The sequence below is a fragment of the Maribacter sedimenticola genome (assembly GCF_900188415.1).
Classification (GTDB): domain Bacteria; phylum Bacteroidota; class Bacteroidia; order Flavobacteriales; family Flavobacteriaceae; genus Maribacter; species Maribacter sedimenticola.
The window spans coordinates 1-20,521 of the sequence record NZ_FZNV01000002.1 but is presented as its reverse complement, the minus strand read 5'-3'; the positions used below and the strand labels follow the sequence as shown (position 1 = coordinate 20,521).

The following is a 20,521-nucleotide window of genomic DNA, read 5'->3' as shown; positions in this document are numbered from 1 at the left end:
TTTATTGTTTTAGGGTATTCCAACTAATATTATTTGTTTCCACTTCTTCTTTGGCCTCTGGATAATTGTTCAATAATTCCAAAGCCTTATGATTCCCAGAATGTATGCAACATAAAACCGCTGCCCTATTTTCCCAAACATCATCACTTTCAAAGAGGCGTTGTATATCATTTAATAAAGTTTCATTTAAAAATGTGGCAACCGGTCTCCAAAATAACGGGTCAACTTTTCGTTTAGCTGCCCAGCGTTCATGGGCATAATCCGATATAATTCTTGCCAAATCCTCATTTGCGCGTTGATCGATCGATTCTATTTTTCCCAGGTCACGCTCCATAAAGGCAGCCTTTAAATACATTTGATTCCACTGTTGCTCATCAAAATAGGTCGCAGGATATGGATTATTCAATGCAATGGCATCAAACACAGTTGCAATATTAGTACGTAAAGCCTCTACTGCAGTATTTTTATAGGCCTCTGGATTAGGCAATAATACCAGGTATTTTAAAAAGGTCTCTAATTCACCAGTATCCGCCACTTCTATAATAGTGGCCACCTTGGGGGTATAAAAATCCAGGTCCTGCTCTAGGACCGCAGAGAGCAAATATATACGGGCAATCTGCAATAAACTTGCGTAATGTGTCCTAAAATAATTGACAGTATCATTTTTTTCCCCTTCAAAATTTACAGGTTCAGAACCATCAAATTTTACGTTTGAAATGCTATAAGCCATAAACAAATCTTTAGAAGATCTGTCAGCTAATATCTTTAAGATTTTATCGTTTAGCCACGTAATACTTTCCGGCTCCCCATATTTCAACAAAATATCCTGGATCTCTTTTTGATCATGCATTTTCTTACTGAATTCTCTTTACCTCAAAAATAATTATTATTAACTAGTAAGTTGTTAAAGCTATTTGAATATAATTGGTGAAGTCGATAAAATCTTTCTAATTTTGAATAAAATGAAGGTATGTTAGGCTTAAAATTACCCACGGACCCAAGATGGGTGAATATTGTAGAAAAAAATATTGACGAAATCCTTACCGATCACGCCTATTGTGAACAGAAAGCTGCCAGTACGGCTATATCACTAATCGTCAGTTTTCCTGAATATACAGAACTTGTTGAGGAAATGATAGCGTTATCCAGGGAAGAAATGGGTCATTTTAAAATGGTACACGACCTTATCTTGCAACGAGGCAAAACCTTGGGCAGGGACCGTAAGGATGAATATGTCATTGAATTGCTAAAATTTTTTCCCAAAGGAGGAAGCAGGACCACACAATTGGTGCATAGACTATTATACGCCGCCCTTATCGAAGCACGCAGCTGTGAACGTTTTAGGTTACTTTCTGAAGAACTGGAGGATAAAAAACTAGCCGACTTTTACTATAAATTAATGGTTAGCGAAGCCGGTCATTATACCATGTTCCTAAAATTTGCCCGTAAATACGGCCAATTGGAAGAGGTCAATACCAAATGGAACAATCTTTTGGAATATGAGGCCCAAATCATGAAAGACCTAGGCACCAAAGAATCTATCCACGGATAATATTATCCTTTATCTTTTTTCAGGTTTTTTGCATAATATTCATAAGTAGCAAACTGTGACCTAACTTTAGGCGGTTTGGTCTTACGATAGGCATTATCCTGCTTTTCAGAAAAAATACGTGCCTTCATATTATCTTTCCAACAGATTTCAAAGGTATCCATCAACTCTTTTTTAATATCCTCATCATATATAGGACAACCAACCTCAACCCTATAATCCAGGTTTCTTGTCATCCAATCTGCAGAAGAGATGTAAACTTTTGGATTTCCTCCATTGGCAAATGCAAATAGTCTGGTATGCTCCAAAAATTTATCGACTACACTAATGGCTTCTATGTTTTCGCTCATACCCTTAATTCCTGGTACTAAGCAACATATACCTCTTATGATCAACTGGATCTTTACCCCTGCCCTACTTGCTTCATAAAGTTTGTCGACCATTTTATAAGAAGTAAAACTGTTCATTTTTATCTTTATATAGGCCTCTTTGCCCAAGATAGCATTGGCAATTTCCACATCTATAAGTTTCATAAACGCATTTTTTGTATAGTGGGGCGAAACTATTAAATGCTTGTACTTATTGATTTTATAGGTAGTTTCAAAAAAGTCGAACACTTTGTTCAATTCCTTTAATATGGGATCATGGGCGGTAAACAAGGTATAATCCGTGTAGATTCTGGCTGTGGACTCATTAAAGTTTCCGGTGCTTATAAAACCGTACCTTTTAATGATATCACCTTCCTCACGCTCTATAAGACAAATTTTACTATGAACCTTTAAACCTGGCACACCAAAAATAAGCTTAACACCTTCTGCTTGAAGCTGTTCTGCATATTCTATATTTGCTTGTTCATCAAATCTGGCCTGTAACTCTATCTGTACGGTTACCTGCTTTCCATTTTTAACGGCATTGATCAAAGAGGCTGCAACTTGTGAATTGCTTGCCAATCTATACACCGTTATTTTTATGGATCTAACCTTAGGGTCCAAGGCAGCTTCACGCAAAAATTTCAATATATAGGTAAACGTATGGTAGGGAGTATACTGTAGGTAATCCTTTTTAGCAATACTTTCCAAAATACTACCTTCTACACTTAAGCCTTTTACCGGCAACGGAGTAATCTTATCATACAACAGATCCTTTCTGCCTAAACTAGGAAAGCCCATATAATCCCTTCGGTTATGATATCTACCACCGGGTATTACACTGTCGGTATCCTCAATATTCATTTTCTCCTTTAAGAATGTCAACGTATCCTTTTCTATACTTTTATCATATACAAAACGAACAGGATCACCTATTTTCCTATGCTCTACACTGGAAGATATTTTTTCGATAAAACTTTTACTCAGGTCATTGTCCATATCCAACTCGGCATCCCTGGTTATTTTGATCATATGTGCGGTGATGGAATCATACTCAAACATGGTAAAGATATTATCCAAACAATATCTGATCATATCATCCAGAATAATGATATAGCTTTTGCCGTTTTCTTCCGGAAGAGCCACAAAACGGTCTATACCTTTTGGTATTTCTATTAAAGCATAGCGCTTTTCCTTTTTTCGCTGATCACCTTTTATCACCATTTTTACGGCCAAATATGCCGCAGTATCCTTTAATGTAGGAAACTGGGTAAGATCATTTAAAATAATGGTCATGAGCTGCGGACTTACTTCCTTTAAGAAATAGGCCTTAACGAATTCCTTTTGGCGTTCGTTCAACTCAGTTTCCTTTAAAATAAATATATTTTTTGCCTCTAGTTCATGCTCTATCTGTTTAAGAATCTCCAAACTTTTGGTCTGCTGATCAATTACAATTTTGGTGATTTCTTCCAAAAGATCTTTAGCCTTCTCTCCCCCCAAAACACTTTTACCATTTCTGCCCGCCTCTACTATACGTTTAACGGTAGCATACCTTACCTTAAAAAATTCATCCAAATTATTGGAGAAGATTCCTAAAAATCGGAGTCGTTCAATCAACGGTACATTTTTATCGGCACTTTCCTGTAAAACCCTTTCGTTAAACCACAGCCAGCTAATCTCTCTATTTACATATTGGTTATTGTTTCTTACCATGCCTTTAATTGCTTTGGAAAAATAGTTTGTATTGTAACGCCTTGGGTAATTGCCGCCCAAGAACTTTCTTTAAATTGTATATGTACAAATCCACTAGTGGGCACATTTTCAAGATGTTTGTCCCCAAATAGATTTGCCAAGTAAGTAAATGCGTGGTTATGGCCAAAAATTAAAACCGTCTCCAAAGCGTTATCCAAATGCCTGATTACATTGATAACCCTTTCTCCGGAAAAATCATAAAGATCATTAACTATGCTAAAATCCTTTAGGGAATGGCCCATTTCACCAATACATATCATGCACGTATGTAAGGCCCTATTGGCGGGGCTAGAGTAAACATGATCTATGCTATAATTATGTTTTGCCAATTCTTTACCTACCAGATGTGCATCTGTTATTCCCCTTTGGCCAAGTGGCCTGTCCTGATCGCCAACGTTCAGTTCCCATGATGACTTCCCATGACGCATTAATAATAAATTTTTCATGATCGCTACTTCCGTTTTATGGTGCCAACCGTTCCATTTTCCAATCTACACCATTGATAAGCGAATATCTAATACGATCGTGCAACCTATTGGGCCTACCTTGCCAAAATTCAATGGATACCGGTCTTACCAAATAACCACCCCAATGCTCTGGCCTAGAAATTTCCTTACCGGCATATTCCTTTTCCAGTTCCTGTAATTTACTTTCCAATACTTCTCTTGAAGTTATCACCGAACTTTGATCCGAAACCAAAGCCCCCAACTTACTACCATCCGGTCTAGATTCAAAATAGCCATCAGATAAGTTTTTGGCCAATTTTTCAGCATTTCCCTTAATGATAACCTGGCGTTCTAAATTTGGCCAAAAAAAGGAAATACACACCTTGGAATTTTCTTGTATGGCCTTCCCCTTTTCACTATTGTAATTAGTATAAAAAACAAACCCTTCATGTGTATATTTTTTGAGAAGCACTACCCTACTTTTTGGAAAACCGTCCAAACCAACCGTAGATACGGTCATGGCATTTGGTTCATCTATTCCGTTAGATTCTTCAACCTCATAAAACCAAGTTTGAAACAATTGCATTGGATTATCGGAAATATAATCTTCCAATAGGGCACTTTTTTCATATGTTTTTCTATATCCGCTTAAGTCTTTCTGCATTATTTTCTTCTTAAAAACAAGATAAACAAAGTTCTAAAAAGAAAAGGAATATTAGCGGTATAAAATGCGCATAAAATTTAAAAATTGAATACGCGCCCGTCATCTGCCAAGTGCACGTTCGCAAATATGGTCTCTGCTTCTTGCTTAAACAATTCTATACTTTTATAACGAGTAGAATAATGCCCCAATATCAAATCCTTAACATTGGCCTGCTTTGCAATCTTTGCAGCCTGCATGGCGGTCGCATGTTTAGTTTTAGTGGCCAATTGCGCCTCTGATTCCAAAAAAGTAGATTCATGGTACAGGACATCCACACCCTCAACATATTTGGCGGTTTCTTTAGTATAAACCGTATCACTACAGAATGCAAACGATTTTGGAGGCGCAGGGTCATAGGTCAACACGTTATTGGATATTAAGGTTCCGTCATCCAATATTACATCCTTACCGTTTTGAATATTACGATAATAGGCTATATCTATACCATACGCTTCTACCGCCTCTATATTCAATTTACGTTTGGCCAATTTCTCCTTAATCAAAAATCCGTTGGTATATATTCTATGGGACAATGGTATGGTCGTTACCGAAATTTTGGCATCCTCAAAAATAAGCTCAGGCCCAATACCGGTAAGTTCATGAAATATTAGCGGGTAGTTGGTCCAAGAATCTCCCAATTTCATTAGTAAGGTAATTGCTTCCTTAATACCTTTTGGTCCATAGATATGTAATTCTTTTTCTCTACCCAAAAGCCTCATTGTAGAAATAAAACCTGGCAGGCCAAAAAAATGATCTCCGTGTAAATGGGAAATAAAAATATGATTGATTCTAGAAAACTTGACCTTATGCTTACGTAATTGTACTTGCGTACCCTCGCCACAATCCAACAACAAAATATGCCCATTGATTTCCAAAACTTGTGCCGTAGGATTTGTTAATGTTCGAGGAGTTGCAGCATAACAACCCAAAATGGTAAGACGCATAGACAATTACAATAAAAATTTGCACTACCAACAAAATTGTTGCAGCTTCATTAAAGACCTTATACAAACAGACTTAAAACAACTGAAATTTGGACTTAGATACCCAAATCCCTCTCTATCTCCTCCATTTCCACAATATCACGTGCTTCTTGTAGGGTAGGTACCAAATTGATTTCTTCGGGTACATCATCATAGGAAACCTTGCCGGAAACCAACACAAACGATTTACCGTTTTTCTTATGCTTCTTGGAAATTTCCAAAAAAGACAAGACGTTGTACGGGGTTAACTTTGAAAAACCCAAAAGGTCCACCACTAAATTATCGTTCTTTAGCTTGGAATATTCCTTCTCTAAATTTTGTAAAAAGATGTCTATGGAAATGTTTTCCTGGGATATGATTATCAGTGATTCCTCATTATTAAAAACCATATTACTTTATTTTAGATGCCAATAAATAAATTACGGCCATACGTATGGCCACCCCGTTTTCTACCTGATTTAAAATGATGGATTGTTTAGAGTCCGCAACATCGCTTGTAATTTCCACGCCCCTGTTAATTGGACCCGGGTGCATGATGACGATTTCTTTGTCCAAACTGTCCAATAACTTTTTATTTACACCAAATTGTTGGGTGTACTCCCTAGTAGTGGGGAAGTAACTGATGTCCAAACGTTCATTTTGTATTCGTAACATATTGGCAACATCGCACCAATCCAAAGCTTTTCTTAAATTGGTTTCCACACCCACACCAAGCGATTCAATATATTTTGGCAATAAGGTCTTTGGTCCGCAAACCTTAACGTTTGCCCCTTGCAATTTTAAGGCGAATATATTTGACAATGCCACCCTAGAATGCAGAATATCACCCACTATGACTACATTTTTACCGGCTACGTCCCCTAATTTTTCCCTAATGGAATAGGAATCCAATAAGGCCTGTGTAGGATGTTCATGTGCACCGTCACCAGCATTGACTATTGACGCCTTTACGTGCTTGGAAAGAAATATGCCCGCACCAGGGTTAGGATGCCGCATTACAACCATATCCACTTTCATGGACAAAATGTTGTTTACGGTATCTATAAGTGTTTCACCTTTTTTTACGGATGATTGGCTAGCTGAAAAATTAAGCACATCTGCAGATAGCCTTTTTTCTGCCAATTCAAAAGACAATTTAGTACGGGTACTATTTTCAAAAAAGATATTGGCAATGGTAATATCACGTAGAGAAGGAACCTTTTTAATAGATCTATTGATTACCTCCTTAAAATGATCGGCAGTTTCAAAAATAAGCTGAATATCAGATTCATTAAGATATTTGATTCCCAATAAGTGTTTTACACTCAGTTCGCTCATTTCGTTATCTATTTACTAAATATATGATATCCTCACCGTCATTCTCCTTCCACATTACCTTTACCTTTTCGTCATTAATAGCATCTACTTGTCTGCCCCTATAATTGGGCTGAATAGGTAAATGTCTACTAAACCTACGGTCTATTAAACATAACAATTCCACATCCTTTGGTCTTCCAAATGACTGCAATGCCGTCAATGCCGCATTAATACTTCTACCTGTATACAGTACGTCATCAATAAGGACTACATTTTTATCCTCAACCAAAAAATCTATATTGGTTTTAGTAGCTTCTAAAGTTTTGTCCCCTCGTCTAAAATCATCCCTATAAAACGTAATATCCAGAAAGCCCAAATCTATGTGCTTTACTTTATATTCATCTTTTAAAATTCTGGTCAACCGTTGTGCCACGAACTTACCACGCGGCTGTATACCAATAAGTACCGTATTTTCAAATGTTAGATGATTTTCTAACAACTGGCAAGCCAAACGATGAAGGATAATGTTGATTTCTTTGGAAGAGAGTAAGACTTTTTGACCCATAATAAACCAGCCGTGCGTTTAGCTCAACAAAAATAGATAATTCTAGCTAAACTTTAATACTTAAAATTGGGAAGTAAAATCTAAAATTTCAACACCGTATTTTTAAGGCTTAAAAATCATAATCCCAAAATAGAAAAGAAAGCTTCTTTATGACTTTCCCCAATTGGTATTCTTACATCATTGATTACAATTCTATTTCTTTGTACGGTCTTGATAAAATTGACATTTACAATGAACGATTTATGCACCCTTAAGAATTGATTTGGAGGTAATTTACCCATAATCTCCTTAAAGCTCATTAAGGTAAGTATGGTCTTGTTCGTATTACATATATGGATTTTTAGATAATCCTTTAGACCTTGTATATATTCTATTTGGTCCAAGTCTATCTTAATACTTTCATATTCCGCCTTTACGAATATGAATTTCTTTTCTGCCATTGTATCCCCTATAGATGGGAAAACATTGGCCACGAATGCGGGATTCTCCTTTTTGGAAATTAAATCCTGTACCCTTGACACCGATTTTATAAAGCGATGATATGGAATAGGTTTTACTAGGTAATCTACCGCATTCAACTCAAACCCATCTACTGCATATTGTGAGTAGGCCGTTGTAAAGATGAACAAAGGCCTGTTGTCCAAAGTTCCCATAAAATCAATGCCGTTAATCTGAGGCATTTCTATATCACAAAAAATTAAATCTATTTTCTTGTCCTTTATATCTGTAATAGCGTCTAAAGGGTTGGTATAGGTGTTTATCAATTCAAGAAAATCCAACTTTTCACAGTAACCTGACAAAATCTCTATGGCCAATGGCTCATCATCTATTATAATACATTTCATAAGCCCTGTTTTAATTGATAAATGGTTAATGATACCTCGTAATTATTACCGTCATTATCTACCTTTAATTCATGTAGTGCCGGATAAATTAATTCCAGCTGATTTCTAATATTTTCAAGCCCTATCCCAGAATTTTTAGAAGGCTCCCTAAATATTCCTATTTTGTTCTTTACATTAAGGTATATAGATTCATCGGTTATGGTCAAGGTGATTTTAACATAGGTCTTTCCTTTATAATCCGTTCCGTATTTAAAGGCGTTTTCAATAAACGATATGAACAACAATGGAGGCACGGCCCTTCCCCTATCTTCACCGGTAATCTTTAATGAAACATTTTCACTATCAGACAACCGTAAACGCTGTAATTGAATATAGCTTTTGATATAGTCCAGCTCTTTGTTGAGCGGCACCAAATCCTTATCTGCCTCATACAACATATACCGCATTAATTCAGAAAGATCCACAATTGCTTGGGAAGTATCTGGCGATTTTTTAACCGATAAAGCATATATTGTATTCAGTGTATTGAACAAAAAATGAGGATTTAACTGTGCTTTCAATAATTGCAGTTCAGATTTTATGCTTTCCTTTTCTACGGACAATCTTAAATTCTCATTACGTTTCCACTCCACATATAAACGCAAAATTGCACTTATGACATAAGGTATTCCAAAACTTATAAAGGATCTATAAATTGGTGTATATCCAAAATTTCTTCTTGGCCCTGGACCAAAAAATGCATTGTCCGGAATAATTGGTTCATACATATGGTGCAATACCATAACGGAACACAGCAATAACACTAGTGATACCATGATATAAAAAAGAACATTCTTCTTAAGTAAAAGTGCCGGAACCAAATAAAAATAATTGATATAGAACAAGGCAATAATTGCCACCAACTTTGGCAATAGGTCTGATGGTATTCTTTGGGCATTGTTCAACACCGGATAGAATGCAAACCCGTAGAGCAACATCCAAATGCTAATATGCACCAGAATCTGAACCCGATTTTTAATCAACAATTTTACCATTTGCACAATAGGCTCAATGAATCAATATTTTAAACTTCTCGAGCTCAGAAGGTAAAACTATAGGGCTCTTTCCTGTATTTAATTTGGATACTACAAGATGTGCCACTGCTATTGCCTGTTCCTTGGTGGCAAAAGGCTGTTTTCCTGCTATACCCGGTATGTACTCTTGAACTATCAATACTCTTTTGCCCCTCATAATTTTATAGCCAAACCCCCCATTCAACTCTACCACCTCTCCATACATGGCGTGTTTATCTACAATTTGCCGGTATTGATATATTCCAAAAAATGCAATCATCAAAAATAAGAGGATACCTATGTTAAATTTTGCCTTAGAACTCATAAATAAATGTTTAAAAATGGGCCAACCCTTATCGATTGACCCAAAAAATTAACAACTCAAATCCTTAAATACCCTTTAATCTTCTTCCTCGTACTCATCCAAAGGAAAAAACTCATCTAGATTGTCCAAATAAAGACTACCTGTTCTGCCCATTCCAATAAAAGCTCGGTTTCCATTGGAAAACGCAATTGCATCTTGCCTGGTAGCACCTTCAAATGAAGTTTTTTGCTCCCATTCATCAGTTACCGGGTCATATTCCCAAACGGTATTTGTGGCACCGTTCAATTCTCCACAGGCAATATACCCATAACCATTAAGGGTAAAACCTACTGCATTGCTACGCGCAATGGCATAGTCATCCTCTTCGTCCAAATCCAATTTTTTGGTCCAATTTTCCGTTGCCGGGTCAAACACCCAAAAATCGTCCAAATAAACCCCATTGGAAACGCCCGTACCCAAGTATACCAGCCCATTTATGGTAAAACTAGTGGCAGAACGACGTTTATTACCGCCATAACCTACCAACTCTACCCAATTATCAGCAACGGGATCGTACTTATAAAAATCCTTTTTATCATTCTCACCATCATATCCGGTACCTACATAACCATAACCATTTACGCCGAACGCTACAGCATTTCTTCTTGCGGCAGGTAACGGTGCAATAACTGTCCACGTATTTGTCGTAGGGTCATAGGAATAAAAATCACTTAGTTCGTCCACACCATCATAACCGGTACCTATGTACCCCTTGCCATCAATCTCAAAACCAACGGCCGCATTTCTGGCAACGCCGGGAAAATCGGCTTTTTGAGACCAATAATCCCCTTCCATGTCATAAGCCCAAAAAGAGGCCAAATAATCATCACCGTCATAACCTACCCCCATATATCCTATGTCATTGATCGTAAACCCAGAAACACTGCTACGCGCACTTCCGTCAAAAACGGATTTCTCGATCCAGTTACCTAGATCTTCATCATCGTCATCACTATTACAACTTATAAATAGTAAGGCTACGGCCGCCATACTTGTTATCCTTAAAAAATACGTATTGCTTCTATTCATCGTTTTTATTTTAATTGCCATTTTGTTTGCTCCAAATCTAGTAGAGCAGTCATCCTCCCTAAAAATGCAATAGATAAATTATGGTTTTTAACATACCAAACCCGCAATTTAATCTACCAATACTTACTTGCCTTTAGTAGTACTATTCACTATGTTCATCTTATAACTTTCCCAGTTGGTCTATTGCGGTTTTACGAACCATAGTTGGTTTCTAGTTTTGAGAAAAACATAAGTTCAATGCACATTGTAAAACACCCAAAACCCAAGATATTTGGGATTATAACCTTTCTAGCCCTTTACATTATGGTAATGTCCTGTTCACAGGAAAATTATAATGACTCTGATTTTGTAGCAGGCGAAACATTCACCAATAGTAACATTCAACTTTATCATATAGATACTTTGAGCGTTGAGACCTCCACCATGAAATTTGACAGTATTATAACTTCTGAGTCTACTAGAATTTTAGTGGGCAGGTACCATGATTCGATTTTTGGTACGGTAAACGCGTCAGGCTTTATGCAATTTCTACCCTCAACTTACAGTATTGACACGGAAGCCCAGTTTGATAGTATTGTTTTTATTGCCGGATATGACAATTATTATTACAACGATACACTACAAAAAAATACAATTGAAATTAAACGGATCAGCGAACAATTGAAACCTGCAGATGGGGATAATTTTTACAACACAAGTACAATTACCCATGACGAAGACAACCTAGGTTCAATAGAATATTACCCAAGACCTATTTCCGGTGATTCCATACGAATTAAACTTATGGACCATTACGGTACGGATATATTCAATCAACTTCAAGAAAAGAATATTGTAAATACCGATGAATATATAGATAGATATAAAGGTATTGCCATGGTTCCAAGGGGTAGTGACAACGGATCGATAATTGGATTTTCAAAAAGCGCCGACCGCACCTTCGTTAGGTTATATTATAGCATTCCTACTTCTGAAGAGTCGGTTCAAGGATATTTGGATATACGATTAAATACTACAAGTACGCCTATACCTTTTTTTAACCAGATTACCGCTGATGCCCCAATTCCTCCACTACAAACATTGATCAACAGTGAAATAAACTTGGCTAGTGCGGCCTCTAATAATCAAAGCTACATACAATCCGGTATTGGTATAGCCATGCGTCTGCAGTTTCCAAATATGTCCACATTATTTGATATTCCCGGTAACGGAACTATTCTTGACGGTGTACTCAAGATTAAACCTGCGCCCCTATCCTATAGTGACGAATTAATACTGAGCGATTCCCTTGCCGTTTATGTCGTTGACCACAATAATGTACTAACGGAACAATTAAGCATTTCCGGTAGCGCTGTTTATGCCATCCTAAACAAGGAAAATCAAGAGTTTAACGATATATATTACCAATTACCCTTAGCTTTTTATCTAGAGGAACTACAATTAAAAAGTAGGGATAAGGATGACGCCCTGATCTTACTTCCCATAAATTATAATTCTACCGTTGATCGCTTTGTGCTAAATGCAAACGGTAATGGAACCAACGAAACCATATTAGAACTAACCTATGCAATATATGATGAGGAAGAATAAGCAGCAGTGCCTAATTTTGATTATTTTTTTAATTACGTTATACCATGGAAGGGCTCAATCCGAAGCACTTACAAGCTCCCCATATTCCCTCTACGGTCTAGGAGTAATCAACCAAACCAGCATTGGCAAGTTCAATGGCCTGGGATATAGCGGTATAGGTACTAAATCAATGTATGAGTTAAATAACTTAAACCCTTCTACCTATGCGCTCATTCCCCAAAATTCTTTTCTATATGATATTGGGATTACAGGAGAATTTAACAACTACAGCAATAAAAGTACTTCCGAAAACAAAACTATCATAAACTTCTCCAATTTAGCTTTTGGGTTTAGAATTGCGGAAAATCTTGGCGCAGGTATTTCCCTAATACCCTATAGCGATGTTGGCTATTCAATTTTGGGCGTAAGCACCAATATAGAAGGTTCCACACAAACCTTTGAAAGTAATATTACCGGCGTTGGGGGATTAAGCGATTTACGCCTAAATATTGGTTACGCCCTAACGGACCGCTTTAGGATAGGGTTAAGTACTTCTTTCTTATTTGGCAACATTGAAGAAAATGAAGCCTTTATCTATAATTCTACCACATTTGAATCTACTGAAAAAACCAATTATAATGGTGCTAGGATTGGATTTGGAATGCAGTGGGATATAATGGACCAAATAACCATAGGTGCTACCGCGCAACTACCTACCAGTTTAAACGGACAATTAAAGCGGTCGGTAACAAAGAATCTATATGGTACGGAAATTAGTGTAGAAGACGAGAAAACCGATAACGTGGCCGACTTTAATTTACCCTTGGAACTTGGTGTAGGACTTAGCTTAAAGCCCATTGATCAAATTACACTTAATGCAGATTACAAGAAAAACTTCTGGAGCAACACCAACCAGTCGGAAAATATTGGCACATATACTGATCAAGATATCTTTGCCCTTGGCCTGGAATATGTTAAGAACCCCAAAGGTTATAAGTATAGCCAAAGAATTAGATATCGATTAGGCTATAATTACGATAACGGATATTTAAATATTGCGAATAAAAAAGTTGAAGGTTATAACATTACCGCAGGTATAGGCATACCTACAAGTAGAGGTACACATTCCATGATCAACCTATCTTATAGCTATGGTTCAAAAGGCATTTTACAAAACGTATTGGTCAAGGAAAATTACCATCTATTAAGTTTAAACTTAAGCTTAGAAGACCTATGGTTCGTTAAAAGAAAAGTCAACTAAAACTCACAAAAACGTAATCCTTAAGAATCTCCACTAGTAATTCATTTTATAGGAACCCTAATAGGAACCGGTAAGGTGATAACTAAAAAAGCCCGGACAACAAATCCGGGCTTTTACTTATAATCCTTTTAAAGGATCTATATCAATGAAATTACTTCTTCTTAGAATCAGCTTCCATTTTGTCTTTCAACGCTTGTAACGCATCGTTAGCATCACCTAAAGTTGGCTTAGCTTCATCTGCACTAGCTGCTTGTCTTTTGACAGCCGCTTTTACGTTACGTTGCTCTTCTTCACGGAAAATAGCAGTATGACTAGCTACTACACGTTTGAAGTCTTTGTTGAACTCAATAATCTTGAATTCAGCTTCATCGCCTTTACCTAGTTTTTTACCATCTTCTTTTTCCAAGTGACGTTGTGGAATAAATGCAGTAATATCCTCGTTAAATTCAATTGTTGCACCCTTATCGACTACATCAGAAATGGTTGCTGTATGAACTGTACCCAATGCGAATTCAGTTTCATATTTATCCCATGGGTTTTCAGTAGTCTGCTTATGACCTAAGCTCAACTTACGACCTTCAACATCAAGTTCCAATACTTCAACTTCTAAAGTATCACCTACGTTAGTAAACTCAGATGGATGCTTGATTTTCTTAGTCCAAGAAAGATCGGAGATGTAAATTAAACCGTCTATACCTTCTTCTAGCTCAACAAAAACACCAAAGTTTGTAAAGTTTCTTACAATACCTTTATGTTTAGAACCTACAGGGTATTTAGTAGTAATATCAGTCCAAGGGTCTGGAGTCAATTGCTTGATACCAAGAGACATTTTACGATCTTCACGATCCAATGTTAATACGACCGCTTCTACCTCATCACCAACATTTACGAAATCCTGTGCAGAACGCAAGTGCGTAGACCAAGACATTTCAGAAACGTGGATAAGACCTTCAACACCTTCAACAACTTCGATGAATGCGCCGTAATCAGCGATAACAACTACTTTACCTTTTACTTTATCACCAATCTTAATTTCATCGGATAAAGCTTCCCAAGGATGCTTCTCCAATTGCTTAAGACCTAATTGAATTCTAGATTTGTTTTCATCAAAATCAAGAATTACAACATTTAATTTCTGATCTAATTCAACAACCTCGTTCGGGTGGTTGATTCTGCTCCAAGAAAGGTCAGTAATGTGAACTAAACCATCAACACCACCAAGATCAATAAAGACACCATAAGAAGTAATGTTTTTAACAACACCTTCCAATACCTGTCCTTTTTCAAGTTGGCTAATGATTTCTTTCTTCTGTTCTTCAATATCAGCTTCAATAAGAGCTTTATGAGAAACAACAACGTTCTTAAATTCGTGGTTGATCTTTACAACCTTGAATTCCATTGTCTTGTTAACATACTGGTCGTAGTCACGAATTGGCTCAACATCAATTTGAGAACCTGGTAAGAAAGCTTCAATACCAAATACGTCAACGATCATACCACCTTTAGTTCTGCACTTCACAAAACCACTAACGATTTCTTCTTTGTCATGAGCCGCATTTACACGGTCCCAAGCCATAATAGTTCTCGCCTTTCTGTGAGATAGTACCAATTGACCACTCTTATCCTCACGAATATCGATCAATACCTCTACCTTGTCACCTACTTTTAAACCTGGGTTGTAACGAAATTCGTTTAACGAAATTACACCTTCAGATTTTGCATTGATATCAATGATAGCTTCCCTATCAGTAATATACACCACTTTTCCTTCAACAACTTCAGCATCTGCAGTGTCAACGAAATTTTCGGCTACCAATTTTTCAAATTCCTGCAATTTAGAATCATCAACACGCTCAATTCCTTGTTCGTATTTCTCCCAATTAAAGTTTTCTAAAAATTCTTGAGGATCTTGCTGTGGAGTCTCTACAGCCGTTTGTTGTGTTGCTTCGGTAGTTTCAGCTACCTCTGCGTTTGTTTTTTCTTCAGCCATTTGCTGATCAATAATTTGTATTCCATAACCTTATCAAGACTTAGGCAACGACTATGAAAGTTGTTACGTTTATTTTTTTAACTATCCTTTTTCTCTTGATATACTTGCAAAAAAGGTGTGCAAAACTAATCATTTTATTTCAAATAGGCAACCTACTTTATTAAGTATCAAGGCAATTAAATTTTATACGGCCGTTTTTAAGAAAAATAATATTAATATGCCTATCTTACAAGCATTATATTAACCATTAAATAAAAGATTATTATGAGTGTTAAAGCAAAATACCAAGGTGTTCTAGACCTAGGTGAGCAATTGGGAATAAAAGATGGAAACGTTACCGTTGAAGGCGATATTCTTAAAGTAAAGGGACAAGCAAAAACTCCTTATGAAAAAGATTTGATTTGGGACAAAATCAAAGCCATTGGCGGAGAGAGCCCATCTGATATAAAAGCAAATATTACTGTAGAAGATGATTCTGTATATCACAGACATGTTGTCAAAAGTGGCGAATCATTGAGCAAAATAGCAAAACATTATTATGGTGATGCTATGAAGTATAAGTCCATTTTTGAGGCCAATACCGGTATTTTGAAAAATCCTGATGTAATTCATCCTGATCAAGTATTGGTTATTCCTAACAAATAAGTTGCAAAGCAATTATTATAAATAAAAAGAGGTTAGCGCTGCTAACCTCTTTTTTTATGTCTATTTATTGATGATCCTTAGCGCATGCTCATAAATTCTTTGGAACTGATCTTCCAAACCTACGTCGCTATTGTCAAAATCTATGGCGTCCTTGGCTTTTACCAGTGGTGAAATTTCCCTATTGGAATCTATATAATCTCGCTTCTGAACATTCTCCAAGATATCCTCATATTGAACGTCCTCTCCCCTATCCAGCAATTCCTTATACCTTCTTACCGCTCTTTTTTCTGGTGATGCAGTCATAAAAATCTTAAGTTCGGCATCTGGAAAAACTACGGAGCCTATATCCCTTCCATCCATAACAATACCTTTATCAACACCCATTGCCTTTTGCAAAGCAACCAGTTTTGAACGTACCTCTGCCAGTTCTGAAACCTGACTAACGTTCTTGGAAACGGGCATTGTCCTAATCTCCTTTTCTACATTTAAATTGTTCAAGTACATTTCCGCAAATCCAAGATCCTCGTTGAACACGAAATTTAATTCTATCCGATCTAACGCATTTACCAAAGCATGCCTATCAATTTTACCATCCTCTATAAATCCGTTTTGCATTGCAAACAGGGTTACGGCACGGTACATTGCACCAGTATCCACATAAATGTATTGGAGCTTTTTTGCCAACTGTTTGGCCAAAGTACTTTTACCTGTAGAGGAAAAACCATCTATTGCTATGGTAATTTTTTTCATATTCTAAAAATAGGAATAAAAGGACGTTTATAGGTCCTTTGCATTTTTTACATTTTGGTCCGTTAAGGCAATATCGATCACTTCAGACATTTCCTTAACATAGTGAAAAGTTAGCCCTTTTAAATAAGATTCCTTAATTTCCTTAATATCACGTTCATTATCCGCACATAATATAATCTCCTTAATACGTGCTCTTTTGGCTGCAAGGATCTTTTCCTTGATACCCCCAACCGGAAGTACCTTTCCCCTTAACGTGATTTCTCCCGTCATCGCCAAACTCTTTTTTATACGCTTTTGAGTAAACAAGGACACCAAAGACGTCAACATGGTGATACCTGCACTTGGACCATCTTTTGGTGTTGCACCTTCCGGTACATGAATATGAACATTATATTTTTCAAAAATTTCCGAATCTATACCAAAACGTTCTGCATTGGACTTGATATACTCCATTGCAATTGTAGCAGATTCCTTCATTACCTTACCAAGGTTACCCGTTATGCTCAGCGCTCCTTTACCCTTGGAAAGTATGGATTCTATGAACAGAATATCTCCACCTACACTGGTCCATGCAAGTCCGGTAACTACACCCGCTACCTCATTATTCTCATATTTATCCCTTTCCATTTTAGGGGCACCCAAAACCTCAATGATCACATCATTGCTTACCTTAACATCATATTCCTCTTCTGTGGCAATGGATTTTGCCGCGTAACGTACCATTTTCGCTATTTGCTTCTCCAATGAACGTACACCCGACTCTCGCGTATATCCTTCAACGATTTTTTCCAATTGGGGTTTTCCAATCTTTAAATGACTTGGATTTAGGCCGTGTTCCGTAAGTTGTTTGGGCAATAAATGTTTTTTGGCAATCTCTACCTTTTCCTCTATGGTATACCCACTAACATGGATAATCTCCATACGGTCCCTTAACGCCGGTTGAATATTGCTCAAATTATTGGCCGTGGCCACGAACATGACTTTAGAAAGGTCATAGCCCAACTCCAAGAAATTATCATGGAAATCACTATTTTGTTCAGGATCCAAAACCTCTAACATTGCAGAGGACGGATCACCTTGGTTACTATTTGACAACTTATCTATCTCGTCCAAAATAAAGACAGGATTGGACGTACCGGCCTTTTTTAAACTTTGGATTATTCTACCGGGCATTGCGCCTATATATGTTTTACGGTGACCTCGTATTTCTGCTTCATCACGCAATCCACCAAGAGACATTCTAACATATTCCCTACCTAAAGCTTCCGCTATGGATTTACCCAAAGATGTCTTACCTACACCTGGAGGTCCATATAAGCACAGAATTGGCGACTTCATATCATTCCTTAATTTAAGGACTGCCAAATACTCAACTATCCTGCGCTTTACATCCTCCAGACCATAGTGATCACGGTCCAATATACGCTGTGCACGTTTGAGGTCAAATTTATCCTTGCTATATTCTTTCCATGGCAACTCAAGTAATAAATCCAAATAATTTCTTTGGATGGAATATTCCGCCACCTGAGGGTTCATACGTTGCATTTTGGACAATTCCTTTGCAAAATGCTCCTTAACCTTTTTACCCCATTTTTTCTTCTTGGCCTTTTCCTTCATTTCCTCCAATTCCTCATCATAGGAAACACCACCCAATTCTTCTTGAATGGTCTTCATTTGTTGGTGGAGGAAATATTCTCGTTGCTGCTGATCCAAATCATTTCTAACTTTGGATTGAATGTCGTTCTTAAGTTCTAACTTTTGCAGTTCAACATTCATATATTTCAACGTAGCCAATGCCCGCTCCTGTAAACTACCTATCTCCAATAGTTCCTGCTTGGCCTTAACATCCAAATTAAGATTAGAAGAAACAAAGTTGATGAGAAACGAATCGCTTTGAATATTTTTAATTGCAAAAGAAGCTTCGCTAGGAATATTAGGATTATCCCTAATAATCTTTAGTGCCAATTCCTTTATGGATTCTATAATGGCAAAAAATTCCTTGTCGTTCTTCTCCGGCCTTATTTCACTTGTTTCCCTTACGGTAGCCGTGATGTAAGGTTTCTTGGTCAAGACCTCGGCAATTTCAAAGCGTTTTTTTCCTTGAATGATAACCGTAGTATTTCCATCAGGCATCTGTAGCACCCTCAAAATTCTGGCCACGGTCCCCAATGTGTTAATATCCTTTACTTCCGGATTTTCCGTTTCCTCATCTTTCTGGGATACTACACCAATGACCTTTGACCCATTATTGGCATCCTTGATCAGACGAATACTCTTGTCCCTGCCCGCAGTAATAGGAATGACCACCCCAGGAAAAAGTACCGTATTCCTAAGTGGTAATATAGGCAAGGTCTCTGGCAGGGTCTCACTGTTCATCTGTTCTTCATCTTCAGGGGTCAATAATGGTATTAACTCAGAATCCTGATCGATTCCCTGTAAGGACATATTGTCAAAATTTGAAAATTTAGAATCTTTCATACTCATATATCGGTCATTCTGTCATTATAAAAACAGAATTTTATTTTAAGAAATTATACATTACAACTATATTATCGCCCCTAAGAGCGCAAATACAGTGCCTAACGCTTTTTTTACATCAACACTATTTCAATTCCTGTGCCATAATAAAAAATCCCTTTCCCGTAGGAAAAGGACTTTAACATATCACTTCTTAATAAAATTATTCCTTTATTAACACAACCGTACTTTCCAAACGATTGCCCTCATTCACAATATTTATATAATAGATACCAATAACGAAATTTTTCATATTAATAGATTCAACATTTTCATGATTAGATTCTATCTCTTTTTCATACACTAATTGTCCAATTGAATTAAACACATTTAACTTTAATTTGCGATTTATAAGAGAAGATAAATCAAGATTTAACTCGCCATCAGTGGGGTTTGGAAATACAATTAAGTCCTTAACATTATCTAAACTGTCGTTAGTTATATTATTTAAAAGTGCTTTACTAGTCATACTACTATCTCTTATGACAATATTCCTGTAATAACTTTCTTGGGATGACCCGTTCGAATCCTTGTCCCCGGCAAATAACATATAGGTAAAACTACCCGTAAAATATTCTCCGACCGGTATACTGTAGGAAACCCAGTCATTCCCGCTATATGTGCGGTACGCCTGTAGACCGAAATCGGTCTGGGTTCCCGCAACCTGAACAAAATTTTCCCCGTAAGGCGCCGTAAGAGAATTATCGTTATCGAAACCTATGCCCTGTATCTCCCCAAGACCAGATATACGCACATCGAATTCCAACACCGTTCCAGCTGTTATGATACGGTCTACCTGGACTTTTTTCCAAGCATTGCCCGTTAGCCGAAGCGTTG

General features: G+C 37.0%; 20 protein-coding genes. 4 read left to right on the top strand and 16 right to left on the bottom strand.

Annotation, left to right across the window (positions count from 1 at the left end):
• Position 1: 1 nt before the first annotated feature.
• Complete coding sequence (locus CHB68_RS05125) at positions 2-850, bottom strand: EboA domain-containing protein (protein WP_089259812.1); 849 nt, start codon at positions 848-850, stop codon at positions 2-4.
• Positions 851-970: 120 nt separating this feature from the next.
• Here CHB68_RS05125 and miaE point away from each other — a divergent pair, with 120 nt between their 5' ends.
• The gene (miaE, locus tag CHB68_RS05120; protein WP_089259811.1) at positions 971-1,552 is read left to right on the top strand and encodes a tRNA-(ms[2]io[6]A)-hydroxylase; all 582 of its coding nucleotides are present in this window, start codon (positions 971-973) and stop codon (positions 1,550-1,552) included.
• A 2-nt stretch (positions 1,553-1,554) separates the two neighbouring features.
• Here the strand turns inward: miaE and ppk1 are convergent, their stop codons facing one another.
• The 11 genes from ppk1 to CHB68_RS05065 form a co-directional block, all read right to left on the bottom strand.
• Positions 1,555-3,630 carry a polyphosphate kinase 1 gene (ppk1, locus tag CHB68_RS05115; protein WP_089259810.1) on the bottom strand — a complete coding sequence of 692 codons (2,076 nt, stop codon included), beginning with the start codon at positions 3,628-3,630 and terminating at the stop codon, positions 1,555-1,557.
• Entirely contained in the window at positions 3,624-4,115 is a 492-nt protein-coding gene (locus CHB68_RS05110) for a SixA phosphatase family protein (protein ID WP_089259809.1), read from the bottom strand. Before CHB68_RS05110 ends, ppk1 begins: the two co-directional genes overlap by 7 nt.
• A 16-nt stretch (positions 4,116-4,131) precedes the next feature.
• Positions 4,132-4,779, bottom strand: coding sequence for a pyridoxamine 5'-phosphate oxidase (gene pdxH, locus CHB68_RS05105; RefSeq protein ID WP_089259808.1), 648 nt, complete (start codon positions 4,777-4,779; stop codon positions 4,132-4,134).
• 77 nt (positions 4,780-4,856) lie between these two features.
• Positions 4,857-5,762: a ribonuclease Z gene (locus tag CHB68_RS05100; RefSeq protein ID WP_089259807.1), complete on the bottom strand. Its 906-nt coding sequence runs from the start codon at positions 5,760-5,762 to the stop codon at positions 4,857-4,859.
• A 95-nt stretch (positions 5,763-5,857) separates the two neighbouring features.
• The gene (locus tag CHB68_RS05095; protein WP_089259806.1) at positions 5,858-6,190 is read right to left on the bottom strand and encodes a ribonuclease Z; all 333 of its coding nucleotides are present in this window, start codon (positions 6,188-6,190) and stop codon (positions 5,858-5,860) included.
• Between the two features lies 1 nt (position 6,191).
• Positions 6,192-7,118: an aspartate carbamoyltransferase catalytic subunit gene (locus CHB68_RS05090; RefSeq protein ID WP_089259805.1), complete on the bottom strand. Its 927-nt coding sequence runs from the start codon at positions 7,116-7,118 to the stop codon at positions 6,192-6,194.
• Positions 7,119-7,122: 4 nt separating this feature from the next.
• Positions 7,123-7,662: a bifunctional pyr operon transcriptional regulator/uracil phosphoribosyltransferase PyrR gene (pyrR, locus tag CHB68_RS05085; protein WP_089259804.1), complete on the bottom strand. Its 540-nt coding sequence runs from the start codon at positions 7,660-7,662 to the stop codon at positions 7,123-7,125.
• A gap of 116 nt (positions 7,663-7,778) precedes the next feature.
• Positions 7,779-8,507 (bottom strand): LytR/AlgR family response regulator transcription factor, encoded by a 729-nt coding sequence (locus CHB68_RS05080; RefSeq protein ID WP_089259803.1) that lies wholly within the window; start codon positions 8,505-8,507, stop codon positions 7,779-7,781.
• Complete coding sequence (locus CHB68_RS05075; protein WP_245838829.1) at positions 8,504-9,529, bottom strand: sensor histidine kinase; 1,026 nt, start codon at positions 9,527-9,529, stop codon at positions 8,504-8,506. The genes CHB68_RS05080 and CHB68_RS05075 overlap by 4 nt, the downstream gene beginning before the upstream one ends.
• A 25-nt stretch (positions 9,530-9,554) precedes the next feature.
• Positions 9,555-9,884: a DUF4907 domain-containing protein gene (locus CHB68_RS05070; RefSeq protein WP_089259801.1), complete on the bottom strand. Its 330-nt coding sequence runs from the start codon at positions 9,882-9,884 to the stop codon at positions 9,555-9,557.
• Between the two features lie 75 nt (positions 9,885-9,959).
• A complete protein-coding gene (locus tag CHB68_RS05065; RefSeq protein ID WP_089260559.1) occupies positions 9,960-10,952 on the bottom strand; it encodes a Kelch repeat-containing protein in 993 nt (330 codons plus the stop codon).
• Positions 10,953-11,189: 237 nt separating this feature from the next.
• Here CHB68_RS05065 and CHB68_RS05060 point away from each other — a divergent pair, with 237 nt between their 5' ends.
• Positions 11,190-12,542: a DUF4270 family protein gene (locus CHB68_RS05060; protein ID WP_089259800.1), complete on the top strand. Its 1,353-nt coding sequence runs from the start codon at positions 11,190-11,192 to the stop codon at positions 12,540-12,542.
• On the top strand, positions 12,526-13,782 hold the full coding sequence (locus tag CHB68_RS05055; protein WP_245838827.1) for an OmpP1/FadL family transporter: 1,257 nt from the start codon (positions 12,526-12,528) through the stop codon (positions 13,780-13,782). The genes CHB68_RS05060 and CHB68_RS05055 overlap by 17 nt, the downstream gene beginning before the upstream one ends.
• 151 nt (positions 13,783-13,933) lie before the next feature.
• On the opposite strand, the gene rpsA is transcribed toward CHB68_RS05055, so the two are convergent.
• A complete protein-coding gene (gene rpsA, locus CHB68_RS05050) occupies positions 13,934-15,772 on the bottom strand; it encodes a 30S ribosomal protein S1 (RefSeq protein WP_089259798.1) in 1,839 nt (612 codons plus the stop codon).
• A 264-nt stretch (positions 15,773-16,036) separates the two neighbouring features.
• Between rpsA and CHB68_RS05045 the strand changes: the two genes are divergently transcribed.
• Positions 16,037-16,417 (top strand): LysM peptidoglycan-binding domain-containing protein, encoded by a 381-nt coding sequence (locus tag CHB68_RS05045; RefSeq protein ID WP_089259797.1) that lies wholly within the window; start codon positions 16,037-16,039, stop codon positions 16,415-16,417.
• Between the two features lie 60 nt (positions 16,418-16,477).
• Here CHB68_RS05045 and cmk read toward each other — a convergent pair whose 3' ends face one another.
• From cmk to CHB68_RS05030, 3 genes are all read right to left on the bottom strand, one after another.
• Positions 16,478-17,167: a (d)CMP kinase gene (cmk, locus tag CHB68_RS05040; protein WP_089259796.1), complete on the bottom strand. Its 690-nt coding sequence runs from the start codon at positions 17,165-17,167 to the stop codon at positions 16,478-16,480.
• 27 nt (positions 17,168-17,194) lie between these two features.
• Positions 17,195-19,645 (bottom strand): endopeptidase La, encoded by a 2,451-nt coding sequence (lon, locus tag CHB68_RS05035; RefSeq protein ID WP_089259795.1) that lies wholly within the window; start codon positions 19,643-19,645, stop codon positions 17,195-17,197.
• A gap of 202 nt (positions 19,646-19,847) precedes the next feature.
• Positions 19,848-20,521, bottom strand: a 674-nt coding sequence (locus CHB68_RS05030; RefSeq protein ID WP_143815173.1) for a T9SS type A sorting domain-containing protein, incomplete at its 5' end; no start/stop codon positions are given.